15 protein-coding genes are annotated in these 20,002 nt (G+C 59.3%); 6 read left to right on the top strand and 9 right to left on the bottom strand.

Features of this window, described 5'->3' with window-relative positions; genetic code table 11:
• Positions 1–111 precede the first annotated feature (111 nt).
• Together F6R97_RS16890 and F6R97_RS16895 are read left to right on the top strand one after the other, a co-directional pair.
• Positions 112–363, top strand: a complete 252-nt coding sequence (locus F6R97_RS16890; protein ID WP_008010309.1) for a helix-turn-helix transcriptional regulator — start codon at positions 112–114, stop codon at positions 361–363.
• On the top strand, positions 356–1,627 hold the full coding sequence (locus tag F6R97_RS16895; protein WP_038981065.1) for a type II toxin-antitoxin system HipA family toxin: 1,272 nt from the start codon (positions 356–358) through the stop codon (positions 1,625–1,627). Before F6R97_RS16890 ends, F6R97_RS16895 begins: the two co-directional genes overlap by 8 nt.
• A 1,014-nt stretch (positions 1,628–2,641) precedes the next feature.
• Here the strand turns inward: F6R97_RS16895 and F6R97_RS16900 are convergent.
• Positions 2,642–3,310, bottom strand: a complete 669-nt coding sequence (locus tag F6R97_RS16900; protein WP_038981067.1) for a polysaccharide lyase family 7 protein — start codon at positions 3,308–3,310, stop codon at positions 2,642–2,644.
• A gap of 316 nt (positions 3,311–3,626) precedes the next feature.
• Here F6R97_RS16900 and F6R97_RS16905 point away from each other — a divergent pair, with 316 nt between their 5' ends.
• The 3 genes from F6R97_RS16905 to F6R97_RS16915 all read left to right on the top strand — a co-directional run bounded on the left by F6R97_RS16905 (position 3,627) and on the right by F6R97_RS16915 (position 6,693).
• Positions 3,627–5,750: a putative bifunctional diguanylate cyclase/phosphodiesterase gene (locus F6R97_RS16905; protein WP_315866843.1), complete on the top strand. Its 2,124-nt coding sequence runs from the start codon at positions 3,627–3,629 to the stop codon at positions 5,748–5,750.
• Between the two features lie 45 nt (positions 5,751–5,795).
• Complete coding sequence (locus F6R97_RS16910) at positions 5,796–6,287, top strand: M48 family metallopeptidase (RefSeq protein ID WP_038981072.1); 492 nt, start codon at positions 5,796–5,798, stop codon at positions 6,285–6,287.
• A gap of 109 nt (positions 6,288–6,396) precedes the next feature.
• On the top strand, positions 6,397–6,693 hold the full coding sequence (locus F6R97_RS16915) for a helix-turn-helix domain-containing protein (RefSeq protein ID WP_007894945.1): 297 nt from the start codon (positions 6,397–6,399) through the stop codon (positions 6,691–6,693).
• Between the two features lie 117 nt (positions 6,694–6,810).
• Here the strand turns inward: F6R97_RS16915 and F6R97_RS16920 are convergent, their stop codons facing one another.
• A complete protein-coding gene (locus F6R97_RS16920) occupies positions 6,811–7,266 on the bottom strand; it encodes a GNAT family N-acetyltransferase (protein ID WP_315866844.1) in 456 nt (151 codons plus the stop codon).
• 258 nt (positions 7,267–7,524) lie between these two features.
• Here F6R97_RS16920 and F6R97_RS16925 point away from each other — a divergent pair, with 258 nt between their 5' ends.
• Positions 7,525–8,262, top strand: a complete 738-nt coding sequence (locus tag F6R97_RS16925) for a substrate-binding periplasmic protein (protein ID WP_315866845.1) — start codon at positions 7,525–7,527, stop codon at positions 8,260–8,262.
• A gap of 150 nt (positions 8,263–8,412) precedes the next feature.
• On the opposite strand, the gene yccS is transcribed toward F6R97_RS16925, so the two are convergent.
• The 7 genes from yccS to betA form a co-directional block, all read right to left on the bottom strand.
• Positions 8,413–10,596, bottom strand: a complete 2,184-nt coding sequence (gene yccS, locus F6R97_RS16930) for a YccS family putative transporter (protein ID WP_315866846.1) — start codon at positions 10,594–10,596, stop codon at positions 8,413–8,415.
• A 273-nt stretch (positions 10,597–10,869) separates the two neighbouring features.
• Positions 10,870–12,048 (bottom strand): NAD(P)/FAD-dependent oxidoreductase, encoded by a 1,179-nt coding sequence (locus F6R97_RS16935; RefSeq protein ID WP_315866847.1) that lies wholly within the window; start codon positions 12,046–12,048, stop codon positions 10,870–10,872.
• A 148-nt stretch (positions 12,049–12,196) separates the two neighbouring features.
• Positions 12,197–13,534, bottom strand: coding sequence for an ATP-dependent RNA helicase DbpA (gene dbpA / locus F6R97_RS16940; protein WP_229768771.1), 1,338 nt, complete (start codon positions 13,532–13,534; stop codon positions 12,197–12,199).
• 105 nt (positions 13,535–13,639) lie between these two features.
• Entirely contained in the window at positions 13,640–15,067 is a 1,428-nt protein-coding gene (gene mdtD, locus F6R97_RS16945; protein ID WP_048396367.1) for a multidrug transporter subunit MdtD, read from the bottom strand.
• Between the two features lie 137 nt (positions 15,068–15,204).
• Positions 15,205–16,554 (bottom strand): TldD/PmbA family protein, encoded by a 1,350-nt coding sequence (locus F6R97_RS16950; RefSeq protein ID WP_315866848.1) that lies wholly within the window; start codon positions 16,552–16,554, stop codon positions 15,205–15,207.
• Positions 16,554–17,996, bottom strand: a complete 1,443-nt coding sequence (locus F6R97_RS16955; protein WP_315866849.1) for a TldD/PmbA family protein — start codon at positions 17,994–17,996, stop codon at positions 16,554–16,556. The genes F6R97_RS16950 and F6R97_RS16955 overlap by 1 nt, the downstream gene beginning before the upstream one ends.
• Before the next feature lie 280 nt (positions 17,997–18,276).
• Positions 18,277–19,977 carry a choline dehydrogenase gene (betA, locus tag F6R97_RS16960; protein ID WP_315866850.1) on the bottom strand — a complete coding sequence of 567 codons (1,701 nt, stop codon included), beginning with the start codon at positions 19,975–19,977 and terminating at the stop codon, positions 18,277–18,279.
• Positions 19,978–20,002 lie beyond the last annotated feature (25 nt).

Below are 20,002 nucleotides of genomic sequence, written 5' to 3' on the forward strand. Positions count from 1 at the left end.
TTTGTGGGCGGAATTTTATCTGGCCGTTGTCGGACGTAAGGCGCTTGAAATGTTACTTATAGTGGACATAATAAAAATATTCGCTAGAAAAGTCCTATATAGGTGACATTCATGCTCCTGCATAACCCTTCTGTGTTCGGTGAAAGAGTCCGCCAGTTGCGACGCGCCAAAGGCTATAGCCAGGCAATACTGGCGCACAGAGCAAAATGCAACCGCAAAACCATCATTGACCTTGAGGCTGGTGAAAATGTCGCGCTGTACACCGCGTTCAGGGTGCTATCAGCGCTGGGCATGGCGCTTGAAATTGTCGACAACCGAATTGACCTCAAATCCCTCGCTGATCTGGTAGAGCACGATGAGTAAGGTCAAGCTACTCAACGTCATGACACCGCAAGGCTTTTCGGGCGAACTGTCCAAGGGTTCGCAGTTCTCGTTTGCCTACGAGTCCGCCGATGCGCCCAGGGAAGTCTCACTGGTCATGCCCTATGACCCGACGCCTTCGGTGAGCAATGTGCTGCATCCGATTTTCGATATGAATGTGCCTGAAGGGTTTCTGGCCGATCAGATCAAACGCCGGATGGCCAAGCACATGCAGGTGGATGAAATGCGCCTGTTATCGGTCATCGGAGGGAATCAAATCGGGCGCCTCACCTACCAGAACCCGATAGAGGCACTCGTGTCCGTTCGTGCTCAGGTCGGCCTGCAGGAAATCCTGTCTGCGGATGCCTCGCAAGGTGTCTTCGAGTTCCTCGTCGATACCTACTTCGAGTCGGGCATTTCAGGTGTGCAGCCCAAGGTGCTGGTACCCGATCTGGATAAGCTCACCGGTCATCGAAAAACCATGCTCAGCTCCGATCTGATTGTTAAGTCAGGCGCCGATGAGTACGCACATCTGGCTCAGAATGAATTTCTCTGCCTGGAAGCGGCCCGTCTTGCTGGCCTGGAAACACCGCCGTTCTGGCTTTCGGAAAACGGTGATCTGTTTGTGATGGAGCGATTCGATCTGACCGCTTCCGGTCGGCTCGGGTTCGAAGACATGGCTGTCCTTTTGGGGCTCAACAAGGATCCCCATGACAACTACAAGTATTCCCAAAGCTATGAAACCCTTGCGGCCGTGATTGGCCAAGTCTGCCGGCATGGCGATCCGGTACGCGAACTGGAGCGCTTTTTCTCTTCGGTTTGTCTTTCAGTCATGGTCCGCAACGGAGACGCACACCTGAAGAATTTCGGGGTGATCTACACCCATCCTGATGCGCTGGAAACGGTGCAATTGGCACCGGTTTTCGATGTCACGACCACGACCGTCTACGAAAATTACAACCCCAAATCCGGGCGGTCATTGGTTGACCGTACGTTGGCCATCAAGATGAACAAAGTAAAAAACTACCCGGATCGTCAGCAATTGATTGAGTTCGGTCGAAAACACTGCGCGGTGGATAGGCCGGCCTTGATCATTGAGTGTATTGCCGAGGCGATGACTCAAGCGTTAGCGGCCAATCGGAATCGCGTGGATGGCGAGCTGTTTACGTATATGCAGCGTGAGTGGGATGCCGGGCGGATGGCGGCGCTGAATGACACAGTTGTGTCGGGGTTAAGGCGCAAACCGGTGGGCAAGACGGACAGCTGATTGGGGTGATAAGCATAGATAAATTTTTTGTCTCGTCTTTGGTTTGGCGCGTTATCGCAAATGTATCTAAATGACTGTCATATCTGACAGTAGACAACCTTTATCGATTCTCTCAGGATAAAAACTCCACCCTGTAATGGAGTACGCAGTTATGAGCACCAAGGATGTAAAACCAAAAGCGAAAGGCCCTGCGCCTGTCACCATTCCAGTTGCACCAGAGCCGGGAAGTATCCAAAACTCTAAAGGGCCCGCGCCTTTCACATTGCCGAAAGAGTCAGAATAAGCACGTAATAAAAAACCCACAGAAATGCGGGTTTTTAATGCTTGGAAATTGAGCCTTGATACCGTTCTCGGCGTAGGTTCATGTATTTGCTGACGGCGTTGAGACGTTCGCGAAGCGGAGCATCAGGACGGGTAGTCGGTGGCGCTAAACAAATGGGGTGGTAGCTGTGCGCGGGTTCGCAGACCGAGGAGGAAGACCCGGCAGACCAAAAGGTCTCCCACGCACAGCCGCCATAAAAACGAGTACGGGCAAATGCTGCCCGTGTCGTATTTTGACGGTTGTGGTTCTAACTCGGTAGGGCTGCGAAACCCTATCGTCGACTGTTGCCGGCGACGGGGCGAACTATAAGCGGCGACTTTGGTGGCTGCAACCGGGGTGTAGGACCGTGCGCGTTCATTGTGGCGAGGGGGCTTGCCCCCGTTCGGAGGCGCAGCCGTCGTAAAACCGGGCACTGCGGTGTGTCTGAGGAAATTGGGTGATGGGGCTTGGGGCTGCTTCGCAGCCCAACGGGGGCAAGCCCCCTCGCCACAGTCGGAGCGATCCTACGAGTTTTACGGATGCCCGGATCGTTCTTTGCCCGTAGCAGCTGTCGAGCTTGCGAGGCTGCGTTCGACTGCGCTGCAGTCGCAAAATCAGACTCCACGTTTTTTCAGGTGAACCGTATGTGCCGGACTGCGACCGCTTCGCGACCGAACGCAGCCTCGGCAGCTGCTACAGTAGATCGAGTCAACTTAGGTATCGTGATCAATATCCAGCTTGCTGAACGTCGCTTCCCCGCCTTCGCTGGTGTACCCGGTGTTGTCCTGCACGTAGACACCGGCCTTGAAGTACAGCGGTTTATCACGCCACATCGCGCTGATGTCGGTGTCCCACTGGTAGCCCGCCGCGCTGATGCCCAATGCACCGCCGGGGCTGAGGTGGATGAGGTAGGAAAATTCCCGATCGAGTTTTATGCCAGTGGCGATGGTGATGACCCGGGCGGTGTCGTCGTCGGGGTGCATGCGGACTTTGGCGACGATGTTTCCGGTGTCGCTGGAGTCCTTGTATTGATATTCGAGCTTCACCATGGGCTTCTGGCTTTTGTAGGCATGGATCTGACCAATGACGATCTTGCCCGTGCTGGGTACCTTGCTGACCGTAAGGGTCGCACGCAGAAAGTTATCGGCGTCGGGGTAGTACCAGTTTTTCAGCGTGCCATTGCTGTAGGTTTCGCGGAGTTCGGTGCGAGGGTAAACCGCGTTTTCGGTGCGGGTGCCGGTTACCGGGGACCAGAAAAACAAGGTGCCGGTGTCGGAGTGGAAGTATTGATCCTTGAAGCCGTCCACCAGTTTGGTTGTTTCAACGGTGTATGGCGGACTGCCGACAGGAACGCTGAGGTTCCAGGTTGCGAGATCGATCATATTCGAGCTTCCACTTTTTTCTGTACGCACGTGCCAGAAGCTCTAACACGCGCCTTCGGGCCGTCTTTATAAGCGTTGAACGGTTGTTTGTTAATGCCCGTTTGGCAGATGGTTGACGTCAACATCCTGTCTAAATGCCATCTCTCCCGGTTTACGGGGGCTGTAGGAATGACCGTTAGTCGGCTATGCGAAACTTTACCGAAGTGATGGCACTCTCGCTGCTTCTGCTTTCGTGGATCCGGGTCTAGAGTGAAGTCGCACTATGTGCCCGGTTTTCACAAGAGACCGGCCTGAGGTCCAGCACAAGAGATGCAGCATGGAATGCGCACAACCTACGCCAGCTGAAGGCAGCTCAATCCTTTTAATTGTTGATGATTACCCCGAAAACCTGATCAGCATGCGCGCGTTGTTACAGCGCCAGGACTGGCAGGTCATCACCGCGGCTTCCGGCTTTGAAGCGCTCAGCCTGTTGCTCGAACACGACGTCGACCTGGTGCTGCTGGATGTGCAGATGCCAGGTATGGACGGTTTCGAAGTGGCGCGCTTGATGCGTGGCAGCCAGCGTACCCGCCTCACGCCGATCATTTTTCTCACCGCCAACGAACAATCTCAGGACGCTGTGATCAAGGGCTACGCCAGTGGTGCGGTGGATTACCTGTTCAAACCGTTCGACCCGCAAATTCTCAAACCCAAAGTCCAGGCCCTGCTCGAGCATCAGCGTAATCGCCGTGCCTTGCAGCAGTTGAGTCATGACCTGGAAGTCGCTCGTGCCTTTAATGCCTCGGTGCTGGATAACGCCGCCGAAGGCATTCTGGTGGTGGGCGAGGACGGGCTGATCCGTTTTGCCAACCCGGCGATGTCCCGCCTGCTCAATGCCACGGTGCACGAGCTGCAAGGCAAAGAGTTTCTCGATTTCCTGCAAAAGCCGCACATCCCGATCTGGGCCGACTCCGAATTGTTTGCCGGCTACAAACGCGGTGAAACCCTGCGCCTGCACGATGCGTTGCTGCGTACCGCGCCCGGCCAGCAAGTGCCGGTGGCGTTGTCCTGCGCGCCTTTGCCCGCCGAACAACGCGCCATGGTGGTGACGGTGCTGGACATGTCGGTGGTGCGCCATCTGCATCAGCAGCTGGAGTTTCAGGCGGTGACCGATCCGCTGACCGGGCTGCTCAATCGCCGGGGTTTCTATCAAACCGTTGAAAACCTGCTGCTGCGCGGCGAACGCTCCGACAGCACCTGGGTGCTGTTGTACCTGGACCTCGACGGCTTCAAGCGGGTCAATGATTCCCTCGGCCACGATGCTGGCGACAGGGTGTTGCGTTGGGTGTCCGAGCAGCTGAAGGCGTGTCTGCGGCCCTTCGATATTCTGGCGCGGATGGGCGGCGATGAGTTCACCGCGCTGCTGGATCTTGAGCTCCCTGAGCAAGCGGCAAAGATTGCTGAAAAGCTCATCGAGCGGGTGTCGATCTGTCAGCAAATCGAAGGCATGGACATCGCTTTGGGCGCCAGTATCGGCATTGCCACTTACCCCGACTGCGGGGCTAATCTCGACGGGTTGATGCGCGCGTCCGACATCGCCATGTACGAAGCCAAGCGCGCGGGGCGTCAGCAATATCGCTTCTACGATCACGAAATGAATGGCCGGGCGCGCTCGCGGCTGATGCTCGAAGAGAGCGTGCGCACGGCCATCGAGAATCGCGATTTCAACCTGGTGTATCAGCCTCAGGTAGCCATTGCCGACGGGCAGATTCGCGGGTTCGAGGCGTTGCTGCGCTGGCAGCACCCGAGTGTCGGCGATGTGCCGCCGGGGCTGTTTTTGCCGTTGCTGGAAGAGGCGCGCTTGATCAGTCGTCTTGGTAGCTGGATTTATCATCGCGGGGCCAAACAGCGAAAAGCCTGGGAAACCTTGTTTGCCGAAGATCTGGTGCTGGGCGTCAGTTTGAGCAGCACGCAATTCGGTTTGCCCAATCTGGTCACCGAGCTGCGTCAGGTACTGGAACGCCATGGTTTGAAGCCGCGGCAGCTTGAGGTTGAGGTCACGGAAGAGGCCTTGATGCTTAACCCCGACGAAACCCGCAAGCAGCTGCGTTTGCTGCGCAATTTGGGAGTGCGGGTGGCGCTGGATGATTTTGGCTCCGGGGCTTGTTCGCTGGCGCACTTGCGCGACCTGGAGCTGGACACGCTCAAACTCGACCGGCATTTGATCGCCCGGTTGCCGGGGTCCGAACGGGATGCGGCGCTGGCACGCAGTGTCATTGATTTGTGCAAACAGTTCGGTCTGTTAGTGATTGCCGAAGGGGTGGAGACCGTGGCGCAATATGAATGGCTGCAAGCCAACGGTTGCCAGTATGTTCAGGGGTTCCTGGTCGCGCGACCGCTGATGGCCGAAGACACCCGACACTTTGTGGAACCGTTCGACTGGAGCGCGCTGACGAGTTGAATTCGTTACACTGGCGACCTTTTCGTGACTCGTGTTGCCGCCCCAATGACCGCGTTGAAATACCTCCAAGCCTATCCTGCTACGTTGCAGGACCAGGTGCGACAGCTGATCGCCGAAGGTCGGCTGGGCGACTACCTGAGCCAGCGATATCCGGAAAAGCACGGGGTGCAGAGCGACAAGGCGCTGTACACCTATGCTCTGGACCTCAAGCAGGAATACCTGCGTAACGCCCCGGCCATCGACAAGGTGTTATTCGACAACCGTCTGGACCTGACCCACCGCGCGCTCGGCCTGCACACTGCGATTTCCCGGGTGCAAGGCGGCAAGCTCAAGGCCAAGAAAGAAATTCGCATCGCCTCGTTGTTCAAGGACGCGCCCTCCGGGTTTCTGAAAATGATCGTGGTGCATGAGCTGGCGCACTTCAAGGAGTCGGATCACAACAAGGCGTTCTACAAGCTGTGCGAACACATGTTGCCGGGGTATCACCAGGTGGAGTTCGATTTGCGGGTGTACCTGACGTGGCGGGATATGCAATAGAAGAACAAGATCAAGATCAAAAGATCGCAGCCTTCGGCAGCTCCTACGCGCCTGTGGGCGCCGCCGAAGGCTGCGATCTTTTGATCTTCTAATAATAAGGAGCGCATGGATGGACGTGAGCAAGACCAAAAGCAGCTTCTACCGCCGGTTATACGTGGCGTACCTGATCGACAGCGGATTGGCCAGCAGCGTCCCGGCGTTGACCGAAGTCACCGGCATGCCTCGGCGCACGGCCCAGGACACCATCGCGGCATTGGCGGATCTGGATATCGTTTGTGAATTCGAGCAGGAAGAAGGCGCGCGCAACCATGCGGGGCGCTATCGGATTCGCGAGTGGGGGGCGATTGATCGGGGGTGGATCGAGCGTAATCTGCGGCAGATTAAAGCGGTGTTGGAGTATCCCTGAATTACCGACCCCGATCGTTCCCACGCTCTGCGTGGGAATGCAGCCCGGGACGCTCCGCGTCCCAAGAGCGGACGCAGAGCGTCCATTGAGGCGTTCCCACGCAGAGCGTGGGAACGATCATTGCGGACGACGCATCCCGATATGCGGAATGTCATCCTCCAGGTATTCCTCACCCACCACCACAAACCCGTACCGCCCGTAATACCCCTGCAAATGCGCCTGGGCCGAGAGGTAGATCGGCACTTCAGGCCAGTGCTTTTCGGCCTGTTTCAACGCTTGGCTCATCATTTCATGCCCAAGCCCGGTGCCGCGTGCAGCGGGAGCGATGATCACACGGCCAATCACCACGTCGCCGCCCTGTAACTCCGGGTCGAGCAATCGCAGGTAGGCCACCAGTCGATCCCCGTCCCAGCCCATCAAATGGCAGGTGTCACCTTCCAGGTCCTGGCCATCGATGTCCTGATAAAGGCATTTCTGCTCGATGACAAACACCTCGGCGCGCAGCTGCAAAATGGCATACAGCTGCTCTTTACCTAGATCGCTGTGGTGTTTGCAGACCCAATCGATTGTCATCTTCAGATTCCTTGAACAACGTTGCTCCGATACTAAGCGTCTTGATGCGGGATGTCTTGATGGCAGAGAAATCTGTGACAAAGGCCAAAATGCCATCATTCATTTCTCGCGAGATTGTCTTCTTTGTGTAATCTGCGATGAAGCGCTGTGCAATGTCGTCGATAAGCTAGTGTTAGGACCTGGGTTTCGTCGGTAGAGGGGCCTTGGAGTTTTGGCTGAAAACACGTCGGGCAGCCCGCCCGCTAAGGATTTTCTGGCATGCCGCGATTGCATCGAGCGTTTGCTTTGATTGGATTGCTGTTGCTGACACAGAGCGCAGCAGCGGAAAAGCTGCGTCTGGTAGCCGATGCCTGGCCACCCTTTACCGACGCCACGCTGGTCAATGGCGGATTGGCCACGGACATCGTCAGCACCGCGCTGGCCCGGGCCGGTTATGCCAGTGATTTTGAACAGGTGCCGTGGGCGCGAGCCTTGTTTGGAGTAGGCGAGGGGCGTTACGACGTACTGGTCAACGCTTGGTACACCGACGAGCGCACGAAACTGGGGCAGTTTTCCGGTGAGTACCTGCTCAACCGCGTGCGCTTTCTCAAGCGCAAAGACGCGCCGATCGAATTCAGCAACCTGCAACAACTGCACGCCTACCCGATTGCGGTGGTACGCGGTTATGCCTATTCGCAAGCATTCGACGATGATGTGTCGCTGCAGAAAGTTCCTGTGCATAACTTCGCCATGGCTGTGCGCATGGTCGCGGCCGACCGGGTCAAGCTGACTCTGGAAGACGAGTTCGTCGCCCGGTATTACCTCGCTCGGGAATCATCCACGGTACGCAACGCCGTGGAGTTTTTGCCCAAGCCGTTGAGCGAGAACAGCCTGCATATTCTGGTGAGCCTGAAGAACCCCCGGCATGAACAGATCGTCGCCGGTTTCGATCGTGAGATTGCGGCGATGAAGGCTGATGGGAGTTATGAGAAGTTGCTCAAGCAGCATGGGATGTAAGTGCCGGGTATTGTGGTGTGGCTGATGACGCCTTCGCGAGCAAGCCCGCTCCCACATTTAATCTGTGGTGTTCACAAAAATTATGTTCACTGCAGATCTAATGTGGGAGCGGGCTTGCTCGCGAAGAGGCCGGCCCAGTCACTACAAATCTCAAGCCTCGCTCGTATCTTTGATCAAATGCGCCGCCAACGTCCGCAACGGCCCCAGTTGCCGGCAGATCAACGCCAGTTGCGTCTGCACCAACCGCTGCCCTTCATCGATTTCATCCGGCATCTGCTCAAGCCCATTGGCCAGGGCTTCTTCCTCATCACTCTGAATCGCAATCGGCTGTTTGCTCGCCAGGCCTTGGGCTATTTCGTCGAGGCTGGCAGCCAGGTTCACACCGGCGCCGTCGATCAAATGCTCGCGCACGTCTGACGGTAGTTGGGTTTCGCGGTGTGCCCCCAGCCCCGATAAATAGCTGAGCAAGGTGTGCGACAGCACCAGGAAACGGAACCCGACATCCGCTTCCTTACGGAAGTGCCCCGGCTCCATCAGCATATTGGCCAGCGTCGTCGACAACGCGGCGTCGGCGTTGTGGGCGTTGCGTCGGGCCAGGCGATAAGCCAGGTCGTCGCTTTTACCAGCGGCGTATTGCTGCATGATCTGGCGCAGGTAAATGCTGTTGCAGGTCAGGGTGTTGGCCAGCACTTTGTTCAGGCGTCGACCCTGCCAGTCCGGCAGGAACAGGAATACCGCCAGCCCGGCGATCAGGCTGCCGAGCAAGGTATCGAACAGCCGTGGCAGAAGCAGCCCATAACCATCGCCCACCTGGTTGAAGCAGAACAGCACCATGAGCGTGATCGCGGCTGTCGCCAGGGTGTAGCGGGTGGTGCGGTTGGTAAAGAACACGACCCCGGCAACGATGGCGAAGCACGATTGCACCAACGGATTCGGAAACAGATCGAACAGCGCCCAGGCCACGGTCAGGCCGATGGCGGTGCCGATGATCCGCTGCCCGAGTTTGCGGCGGGTGGCGCCGTAGTTCGGCTGGCAGACAAACAGCGTGGTGAGGATGATCCAGTAACCTTGCGATGGGTGGATCAAATGCACCATGCCGTAGCCGATGCTCAATGCCAGGGGCAGGCGCAGGGCATGGCGGAACAGTAACGAGGTCGGCGTCAGCTGCGTGCGCAAGCGTATCCAGACATCCTTGAGGCTGCGTGGCGAACGGTCGAGCAGGCTGCTATCGGTGGCGTCTGCGAGTGCATCGGGGTTACTGGCGTCGCTGAGCAAACGGTCGAGAGTGCCGAGGTTGGCAGCCAGCGCTCGCAACGAACGCAGCAGACCGCGCCAGGCCGGATTGCTTTGGATACGCAAGTGTTCGAGGGAGGCGTGCAGGTCGTTCAGGGCTTCGGCGAAGCTTGCGTCATAGATGAACGGTTGGCGCATCTGGATCGATTCGGCCAGCGCGCGGCAAGCCTTGCCTTGTTGGCGCAGCAGGCGCTGACAGCGGAACAGCACGTCGCTATGAAAGAACGCCTCGGCCAGCGCGTTATAGGGGTAGTGCGAAGAACTGGCGCGCTCGTGGATGTCCTGGGCGAGGAAGTACAGCTTCAGATAACGGCTGACTTTCACGCCCGGCCGACCGTCGCCGACCCGATGCAGAATGATTTCCTTGGCGGCGTTCAGGGCTGCCACCACCCGACCGTTTTGCTGGGCCAGTTCCAGCCGCTGGGCTTCCACGTCCAGCTGCCGGATCGGTTCGAACAGTGACGATTTGAGCTTCAGGTAATAACCCAGCTCACGGAACAGCCGCGCCAGGCTTTGCTGCACCGGTTGGTTGGAAAACAGCACCTGCCACAGCACCGAGAGCAAGCCGTACCAGGCCGCACCGGCCACCAGCAGCACCGGTTCGTGCCAGAAATCAGTGACCGCGCCACCGCGCTGATCCACGCCGATCATGGTGTAGACCGACAGAATCAGTGTTGCCGAAGCAATCGCGCCATAACGTTCGCCCAGCGCGCCGAGCATGGTCAGGCAAAAGCTGGCCAGTGCAAAGGCGATGATAAAGAGGACGGGGTAGGGGAAGAGCAGTTCGACGGACAGGGCGGCGACCATAAAACACACTAGCGTCACTGCCAGTGCGTTGAGGCGACCCTGCCAACTGTCGTCGGTTTCAGCCAGGGCGCTGGCGATGATCCCCAGGAACAACGGGATCAGCAGCCCCATTTCATCCTGATACCAACACAGCGCCATGCTGCCGGTCAGGGCGATGAATACCCGCACGCTGTAGCTGAATTTATCCAGCGCCCAGAGGCGACGCAGAGACTGCCGAAATGTGGTTGATGACATGAAGTGCGAAGGCCTTCCGAGGCAATGACGCTAAATTGAGCCACTAATGACGCCGACGCAATGGCGCCGATCACATCTGACAGCAAAATCTGTTCCCGGGAGTACGAGGGATCTGTTGCCGATCAAAAATTCTGTGGTTGGCAGAGAAACCTGTGGGAGCGGGCTTGCCCGCGAAGAGGCCGGTACATCCAACATCTATGTTGACTGTCAGACCGCTATCGCAGGCAAGCCAGCTCCCACAATTGACCACATTTCACATTCAGGTTGCGTGAGTCAGACGAATTGCGCGGCGGCGTAGCCAGAGGCCCAGGCCCACTGAAAATTGAAACCACCCAGATGCCCGGTGACGTCGAGTACTTCGCCAATGAAATACAAACCAGGGCTTTTCAGCGATTCCATAGTCTTGGACGACACTTCGCGAGTGTCGACGCCGCCCAGGGTCACTTCGGCAGTGCGGTAGCCTTCAGTGCCGGCCGGCACGACTTTCCAGCTCGCCAGTTTTTCGGCGATGTCCGCCAGGTCGGCGTGGGTGTACTGCTTCATCGGTTTGGAGACGAACCAGTTGTCCGCCAGCAGATTGGCCATCTTCTTGGTGAAGATTTCACCGAGCAAGGTTTTCAACTCGCTATTCGGGCGTTCGGCCTGCTGCTGTTGCAGCCAGCTCGGCACGTCGTGATCTGGCATCAGGTTGATTTCCACTGTGTCGCCGGATTCCCAGAACGACGAAATCTGCAAGATCGCGGGCCCGCTGAGGCCGCGGTGGGTAAACAGGATGTTCTCGCGGAAACTCTGGTCGTTGCAGCTCACCAGGCAATCCACCGACGTACCGGACAGCTCGGTGCAAAGCTCCTTGAGCTGATCGGTGATGGTGAACGGCACGAGGCCGGCGCGGGTGGGCAGCAGGTCGTGACCGAACTGCTTGGCCACTTGATAACCGAAACCGGTGGCGCCAAGGGTCGGAATCGACAGGCCTCCGGTGGCGATCACCAGAGACTCACAGGTAATTTGGTCGAGGGTGGTTTGCAGCAGGTAGCCGCTTTCCATTTTTTCGATGTGCTGGATCGAGGTGTCCAGGTGCAGGCTGACGCCGACCTGATCGCACTCGTCGAGCAGCAGGCCGAGGATGTCGCTGGATTTGTTATCGCAGAACAACTGGCCGAGTTTCTTCTCGTGGTACGGCACGCCGTGTTTGGCCACCAGACCGATGAAATCCCACTGGGTGTAGCGCGCCAGTGCGGATTTGCAGAAGTGCTCGTTCTGCGAGAGGAAATTGCTCGGTTCGGTGTACATGTTGGTGAAATTGCAGCGCCCACCGCCCGACATGAGGATTTTCTTGCCGGCCTTGTTCGCATGGTCGAGCAACATCACTTTGCGCCCGCGCCCGGCGGCGGTCAGCGCGCACATCAACCCTGCGGCGCCAGCGCCAATGATCACGACTTCGGTAGAGCGCAAAACGGTGTCCTCACACAAAATTCAAATTCACCGGCGATCCATGTGGGAGCGGGCTTGCCCGCGATGGCGGACTAACAGACAACATTGATGTTGAATGTGCTGGCCTCATCGCGGGCAAGCCCGCTCCCACAGGGGAAGTGCGCTGTTCTTACAGGATGCGTACGCGCAACGAGCGGCCTTTGATTTTACCGTCGTTCAGGCGCTGCAAGGCTTGCTTGGCGATCCCGCGTTCCACGGCCACATAGGCCTGGAAGTCGAAAATCGCAATCTTGCCGACCTGGGCGCCCGGGATGCCGGCGTCGCCGGTCAGTGCACCGAGAATGTCGCCCGGACGTACTTTGTCTTTACGGCCCGCACCAATGCACAGCGTGCTCATCACCGGCAGCAGCGGTGCGCCGCCCTGGGACTTGAGGTTGTCCAGCTGATCCCAGCTCAACGGCGACTTCTGCAGTTGCTCGATGGCCTGGGCGCGGTGCGCTTCGGACGGGGCGACCAGGCTGATCGCGATGCCTTTCTCGCCCGCACGACCGGTACGGCCAACACGGTGAATATGGATTTCCGAATCACGGGCCAGTTCGACGTTGATCACCATGTCCAGCATATCGATGTCCAGACCGCGAGCGGCGACGTCGGTGGCGACCAGTACCGAAGTACTGCGGTTGGCGAACATGGCCAATACCTGATCGCGGTCACGCTGTTCCAGATCACCCTGCAGACCGACGGCGGAGATGCCTTTGGAGGTCAGGTGATCAACGGTTTCCTGGACCTGCTGCTTGGTGAAGCAGAAGGCCACGCAGGACGCCGGACGGAAATGCGCGAGGACTTTGACCACCGCGTCCATACGCTCTTCCGGAGAGATCTCGTAGAAGCGCTGCTCGATCTGCGTATCGTCGTGGAACGCCTCGGCCTTCACGATCTGAGGGGTGCGCATGAATTTCGACGCCAGTTGCTTGATGCCCACCGGGTACGTGGCGGAGAACAGCAGGGTCTGGCGGCGCTCCGGGGTCTGGGCGATGATTTCTTCGATGGAATCGTAGAAACCCATGTCGAGCATGCGGTCGGCTTCGTCGAGGATCAGCGTGTTCAGGCCATGAAGCACCAGCGAACCCTTGCGCAGGTGCTGCTGGATACGCCCCGGGGTGCCGACGATGATGTGCGCGCCGTGTTCCAGCGAGCCGATCTGCGGGCCGAAGGACACGCCGCCACACAGGGTCAGGACCTTGATGTTGTCTTCGGCACGGGCCAGACGACGGATTTCCTTGGCGACCTGGTCAGCCAACTCGCGAGTCGGGCAAATGACCAGCGCCTGGCAACCGAAGAAGCGCGGATTGATCGGGTTCAGCAGGCCGATACCGAAGGCGGCGGTCTTGCCGCTGCCGGTCTTGGCCTGGGCGATCAGGTCCATCCCCTTGAGGATCACCGGCAAGCTTTGCGCCTGGATCGGCGTCATCTGGGCATAACCGAGGGAGTCGAGGTTAGCCAGCATGGCGGCGGACAGCGGCAAAGTATTAAAAGCGGTGGCGATGGTGGTCACGGGACTGGCCTGCAAAACAAAATGTCGCGCAGTGTATCAGTCCCATGGCCATTCGCCCTAAGGCTCTATGTGCTGTTCCGGACGTTTGACGCGCCGTCCGTCTTCTCTCGACAGCTGCGAGAAGATCGTTGCAGCCAGCATCGCCATGATTCCGACCGTCACGAACGTCAGCTGGAACGCGCCCAGAACCGTGCTCACGCCGTCATTGCCGATCTCTGCGGTGAAGCCGCCGAGCAGGGCGCCGGCGCAGGCCACACCGAGGCTCAGGGACAATTGCGCGACCACCGACAGCAAACTGTTGCCGCTGCTGGCGCTGGCGTCGTCGAGGTCGATCAGCGTGACGGTGTTCATTGCGGTGAACTGCAAGGAGTTGATCGCCCCCAGAATCGCCAACTGAGCCAGCAGCAGCCAATATGGCGTCTGCTCGCTGACCAGGCCCATGCTTGCCAGCATGATCCCCAGCGCCAGTGTGTTGCCGGTCAGCACGGTGCGGTAGCCGAAACGTTCGATCAGCGGCCGCGCCACCGACTTGGCGACCATCGCGGCCGCAGCCAGGGGCAGCATGCTCATCCCGGCCTGTGACGGCGAATAACCCAGTGCCACTTGCAGCAGTAACGGTACCAGGAACGGTAATGCGCCGCTGCCGAGGCGAGCGAACAGGTTACCGAGGATGCCCACGGCGAAGGTTCGGGTCTTGAACAGTGATGGCGCAAACAGCGGATTGTCGATGTGCCCGGCCCGCAGCCAATACGCCGCCAGACACGCCATGCCGCCAAACAGCAACAACATCACCCGCAAGTGCGGCAGGTGCAGTTCGCCGAGGCCTTCCATGGCGATGGTGATCAGCACCATCGCCGCGCCGAACAGCAAGAAGCCCAGGCTATCGAAGCGGGTGCGCTCGCTGCCGCGCAGGTCGGGAATGAATTTCCATACCGCGTAGCAACCGAGGACGCCCACCGGCAGGTTGATCAGAAAGATCCAGTGCCAGGTCAGGTATTGCACCATCCAGCCGCCCATGGTCGGGCCGATCAGCGGGCCGAGCAGGCCGGGAATGGTAATGAACCCCATGATCCGCACCAGCTCCGAGCGCGGATACGCGCGCAGCACCACCAATCGCCCGACCGGCAGCATCAACGCGCCGCCCAAGCCCTGGATCACCCGCGCGCCGATGAGCATGCTCAAGGTGTTGGACAAGGCGCAGAGCAATGAGCCGAAGCTGAACAGGAGGATCGCGCCGAAGAAGATTTTCCGGGTGCCGAAGCGGTCGGCGATCCAGCCGGAGGCGGGGATCAACAAGGCGACGGTGAGCATGTAGGCGATGATTACGCCTTGCATGCGCAACGGGTCTTCGGCCAGGTCCCGGGCCATGGCGGGGAGGGCGGTGTTGAGGATCGTCCCGTCGAGGGACTGCATGAAGAAGGCAATGGCCACAACCCACGGTACCCAGCGGGCGGTGACAGCGTCGAGAGGTGGGCGGTTGGGCATGGGACCTCTTGTGGGGTTGGTCTGGTAACCGTAAACCTGTGGGAGCGGGCTTGCCCGCGAAGGCGATGTGTCAGTCAACATTGATGTTGAAGCTGATGGCCTCTTCGCGGGCAAGCCCGCTCCCACAGGTTTTGTGTTTACAGCGTCAACGTAAGTCGGCTGACGAGCGCGCCCGGCAATAACGCCGAAGCAGTCGCCCGCTGACTGTAGGTGCTGGCCGACAACATCAGCTCGCGTTCCTCGGTCAGCGCTTCCAGCTGCGAACCGAGCAGGCTGTAGACGCTGTCATCAAAACGCATGGTGCTGACCGGTGCCTGAATCTCGCCGTTTTCGACCCAGAAGGTCGCAAATCGCGTCATGCCGGTCAGGCGCGCCGCCGGTTGGTCCGAGTAGTTCAGGTACCACAGGTTGCTGATGTAGAGCCCGGTGCCGAGGCGCTTGAGGATGTCCGCCTGCTCCAGATTGCCGCCTTGCATGACCAGCGCCGTCGGGTATTCATGGCTGCTGGCGCCGTTGGCAGCGAGGCCGTATTCGGCGGCGCTGCGCGAATTGATCAGTCGGGCATTGGCCATGCCTTTGGCGATCAAACCCAGATCATCGCGAGGATAACCTTCGTCGGAAAACGCCGGGCTCAAGGAACCGCTGACCTGCTCACTCAACCATACGTTAGGGCTGAAGCAGGCTTCGCTGGCGTAGAACTTCTGCAATGGGCTCTGTTTGCTGGCAATCGCCTGGGCCGAAAACCCGCCCCAGCTCAACATGCCCATGATTTCTTCCAGCGCTGCCGGCGCCAGGTAGGCGCGGTATTCGCCGGGCGGCAGCGTGCGCAATGGCCGACCCAGAAACGCCAATTGCTCGCGGGCCTGCTGGAAGCGCCTGGCAAACCCTTCGCTGTTCCAGTCATGCCCGGCATAACTGGCTTTCACTGCCTGACCGTTTTCATGAAACAGGCTGAAATCGAAGTTGAAGCTGTTGGCCTGATGCCAGCCGAACGCGCCCGAAGAACTGGCGAAACCGCGACTGATCGGCCCAGCGGCGTAGAAACCGACCAGGTCCAGACCCTCGGCAGCCTGAGTGATTTCAGCGACCACCTGCTCGGTGTCCGGCAGGGGATGATCCTGCACGTTGTTGCTCTGCCAGTCGTTCTGGTTAAGCAGCAGGTATGGATCCTGAGGCAACAGTGGCAGGGTTTCGCGCAACTGTTGCAGACCTTCGGCCAGACGCTGAAGATCGGCTTCGGGGTCGCCCGACAGCGTGATATTCAGATCGGCATGACGACCATCGTTAATCAGTTTGAACCCGACACTCGCCTGCTGCACCTGCCCGGCCTGACGGACCTTGGCGTGGTTGAAACGCACGAAAGCCGACGACTCGGCGGCGTAGCTGAGGGTGAATTGCTCTGGCGTGCGCAGTACACCGCGCAGCCAATTGACCAGGTCCTTGAATGACTCGGCCTGGCTATTTGAAGTGCTCGTGGAAGTACTCATCAGGCGTCTCCTCCAAACACATCCACATTGCTGAACACACAGGCCGGCGACGCATGGCCGACGCGGATCACCTGGTTCGGTTCGCCCTTGCCGCAGTTCGGCGTGCCTAGCACTTTGACGGTGTTGGCATCGCCGACAGCGCTGAGGCTTTTCCAGAATTGTGCGGAAATCGCCCGGTAGTTCGGGTTCTTCACCACACCCTTGAGTTCACCGTTTTCGATCAACTGGCCCCATTCGCAACCGAACTGGAACTTGTTGCGCGCATCGTCGATGGACCAGGAACGGTTGGTGCTCATCAAAATGCCGTGCTCGATATTGCCGATCAGTTGTTCCAGTGGCTGATCGCCGGGCTCGATGTTGAGGTTGGCCATGCGGTCGATCGGTGGACGGTTCCAGCCGCAGGCGCGGCTGTTGGCAACGCCGTCCATGCCGGCACGGAATTGCGACAGTGCGCCGCCCAATGGCCGCAGCAACAAACCTTCTTTGATCAGAAATTGCTTGCTGGCGGCGCTGCCATCGTCGTCGTGACCGTAGCTGGCGAGCTGCTCGGGGATGTCCGGGTCGAACGTCACGTTGAGTAGCTCGGAGCCGTATTGCAGGCTGCCGAAGTCTTCTGCCTTGACGAAACTGGTGCCGGCATAATTGCGCTCATCGCCCAGGATGCGGTCCAGTTCCAGCGGGTGACCGATGGACTCGTGGATCTGCAGCATCATCTGGTCGGGCATCAGCAACAGATCGCGCGGGCCCTGCGGGGTGTTTGGCGCCAGCAGCAATTGCAGCGCCTGATCGGCGACTTTCGGGCCGGCGCCGATCAGGCCGCAACGGCTGATCACATCAAAGCCGCCCTGCTGGCCGAAGTTCTCGCGGCCCAAGGTGCGGGTCTGGCTGTCGCTGCCGTCGTAGGCGGTGACGTCCATGCTCGGGTAGACGAAACGCTGGGCCTGACGCAATTCGGCACCGGCGCTGTTGAGGTAGATTTGCTCGACGTTGGTGATGCCGATGCTCGCCTGCCAGTTCACCAGTCGCTCGTCCTTGGGCACGGCGGCGGATTCGGCGCTGAGCAATTGGTAGCAATCGCTCAGGGACGGAAAGGGCTGGTCGAAGTTGGGCGAGAAATAGTCGGCGCGGTCGCTGGAGACTGCTTGCTCACGCAGGTCGAGCAGGGCGTGAGGCTTGAGTCGACGGGCTTGTTGCTCGGCTTTCTCCAGTGCGGCTTGCAGGCCGGATTGGGACAAGTCGTTGGTGGCGGCATAGGCTTCGATACCGTTGACCCGAACGGTCAGCATCGCGCCTTCGTCACGGCTCAGGCTCGGCGGTTCGGCGACGTTCTTGCGCACCGACAGGTACTGGCCGGACTCGCGCACATAACGCAGCGAAAAGAATTCAGCGCCCGTGCGCAACGCAGCAAAGCGCTGCTTGAGCTGGGGGTGGAAATCGAACATTCGGGAACCTCCTTGGTATGGAGTTGCGATGTATCGGTATTGCGAGGGGGTGAAGCGTTTGCGTGGCGCTAGATTAGGCCTGGGCGGGGGGTAGATCAAGGGCGGAGCGGTGTAGGGAGGGGTTGCCAGGATGTGTCAGGTCGAGATGTGTTGCCTGGTCGGGCTCCATCGCGGGCAAGCCCGCTCCCACAGGGATCCAAGTTGATCACAAATCTGCAATTCAACCGGAATCATGTGGGAGCGGGCTTGCCCGCGATTGGCCGTCACGCGGTGTTACGGCTTACTGAGCAGCGCTCACATCCCGCAACGGCTTGCCGCGCACCGGTGCATCACCGGCCACGAAGTAGGCGGCCTTGCTACGCGGCAATGGCTTGCGACCGCGGATCTTGTCGGCGATTTTCTCGGCCATCATGATCGTTGGCGCGTTCAGGTTGCCGGTGGTGATGATCGGCATGATCGAGGCATCGACCACGCGCAGGGCTTGCATACCGTGCACACGACCTTCGCCATCGACCACGGCCATCTCGTCGGTGCCCATCTTGCACGAGCAGGACGGGTGGAACGCGGTTTCGGCGTGTTCGCGGATGAACTTGTCCAGCTGCTCGTCGGTTTGCACGTCGATGCCCGGGCTGATTTCGCGACCACGGAAGGCGTCCAGCGCTGGCTGCTGCATGATTTCACGGGTCAGGCGGATGCCGTCGCGGAATTCCTGCCAGTCCTGCTCGGTGGCCATGTAGTTGAACAGAATGCTCGGGTACTCGCGCGGATCCTTGGACTTGGCCTGGATGCGACCGCGGCTTGGCGAACGCATGGAACCCATGTGCGCCTGGAAGCCGTGTTCTTTCACACCGTTGCTGCCGTTGTAGTTAATCGCGACCGGCAGGAAGTGGTACTGAATGTTCGGCCAATCGAATTCCGGACGGGTGCGGATGAAACCACCGGCCTCGAACTGGTTGCTGGCGCCGATGCCGGTGCCGTTGAACAACCACTCGGCACCGATGGCCGGCTGGTTGTGCAGCAGCAGCGACGGGTACAGCGAGACCGGTTGGGTGCAGGCGTATTGCAGGTACAGCTCAAGGTGATCCTGCAGGTTTTCGCCAACGCCCGGCAGGTCGTGGACTACCGGAATGTCGAGTTTCTTCAGCAGTTCGGCCGGGCCGACGCCGGAGCGTTGCAGAATCTGCGGCGACGCGATGGCGCCGGAGCACAGCAGCACTTCCTTGCGGGCGCGGGCTTCAACGCGCTCTTCAGCGGCGCCGATCAGGTAACGCACGCCGACCGCACGCTTGCCTTCGAACAGGATCTTGTCGGTCAGGGCATGGGTGACGATGGTCAGGGTCGAGCGCTTCTTGGCGACGTCCAGGTAACCGCGAGCGGTGCTGGCGCGACGGCCGTTCGGCGTCACGGTGCGGTCCATCGGGCCGAAACCTTCTTGCTGGTAGCCGTTCAGGTCTTCGGTACGCGGGTAACCGGCTTGCACGCCGGCTTCAACCATCGCGTGGAACAACGGGTTGTTGCCGGCTTTGGGCGTGGTCACGCTGACCGGACCGTCGCCACCGTGGTAGTCGTTCGGGCCGATGTCACGGGTTTCAGCCTTGCGGAAATACGGCAGGCAGTCGAGGTAGCTCCAGTCTTCCAGACCGGGCAGCTTCGACCAGTTGTCGTAGTCCATCGCGTTGCCGCGGATGTAGCACATGCCGTTGATCAGCGAAGAACCACCCAGGCCCTTGCCGCGACCGCATTCCATCCGGCGACCGTCCATGTGTGGTTCTGGATCGGTTTCATACGCCCAGTTGTAGCGACGACCTTGCAGCGGGAACGCCAGGGCGGCCGGCATTTGCGTGCGGAAATCCAGACGATAATCCGGACCGCCCGCTTCGAGCAGCAAAACGGTGACGCCTTCGTCTTCAGTCAGACGGGTCGCCAGGGTGTTACCGGCCGAGCCGGCACCGATGATGATGTAATCGAATTCTTGGGACATTGAATGCACCCTCTTTGAAGTTGGT

It is taken from the genome of Pseudomonas sp. JV414 (genome assembly GCF_032424305.1).
In the GTDB taxonomy this organism is placed as follows: Bacteria; Pseudomonadota; Gammaproteobacteria; order Pseudomonadales; family Pseudomonadaceae; genus Aquipseudomonas; species Aquipseudomonas lini.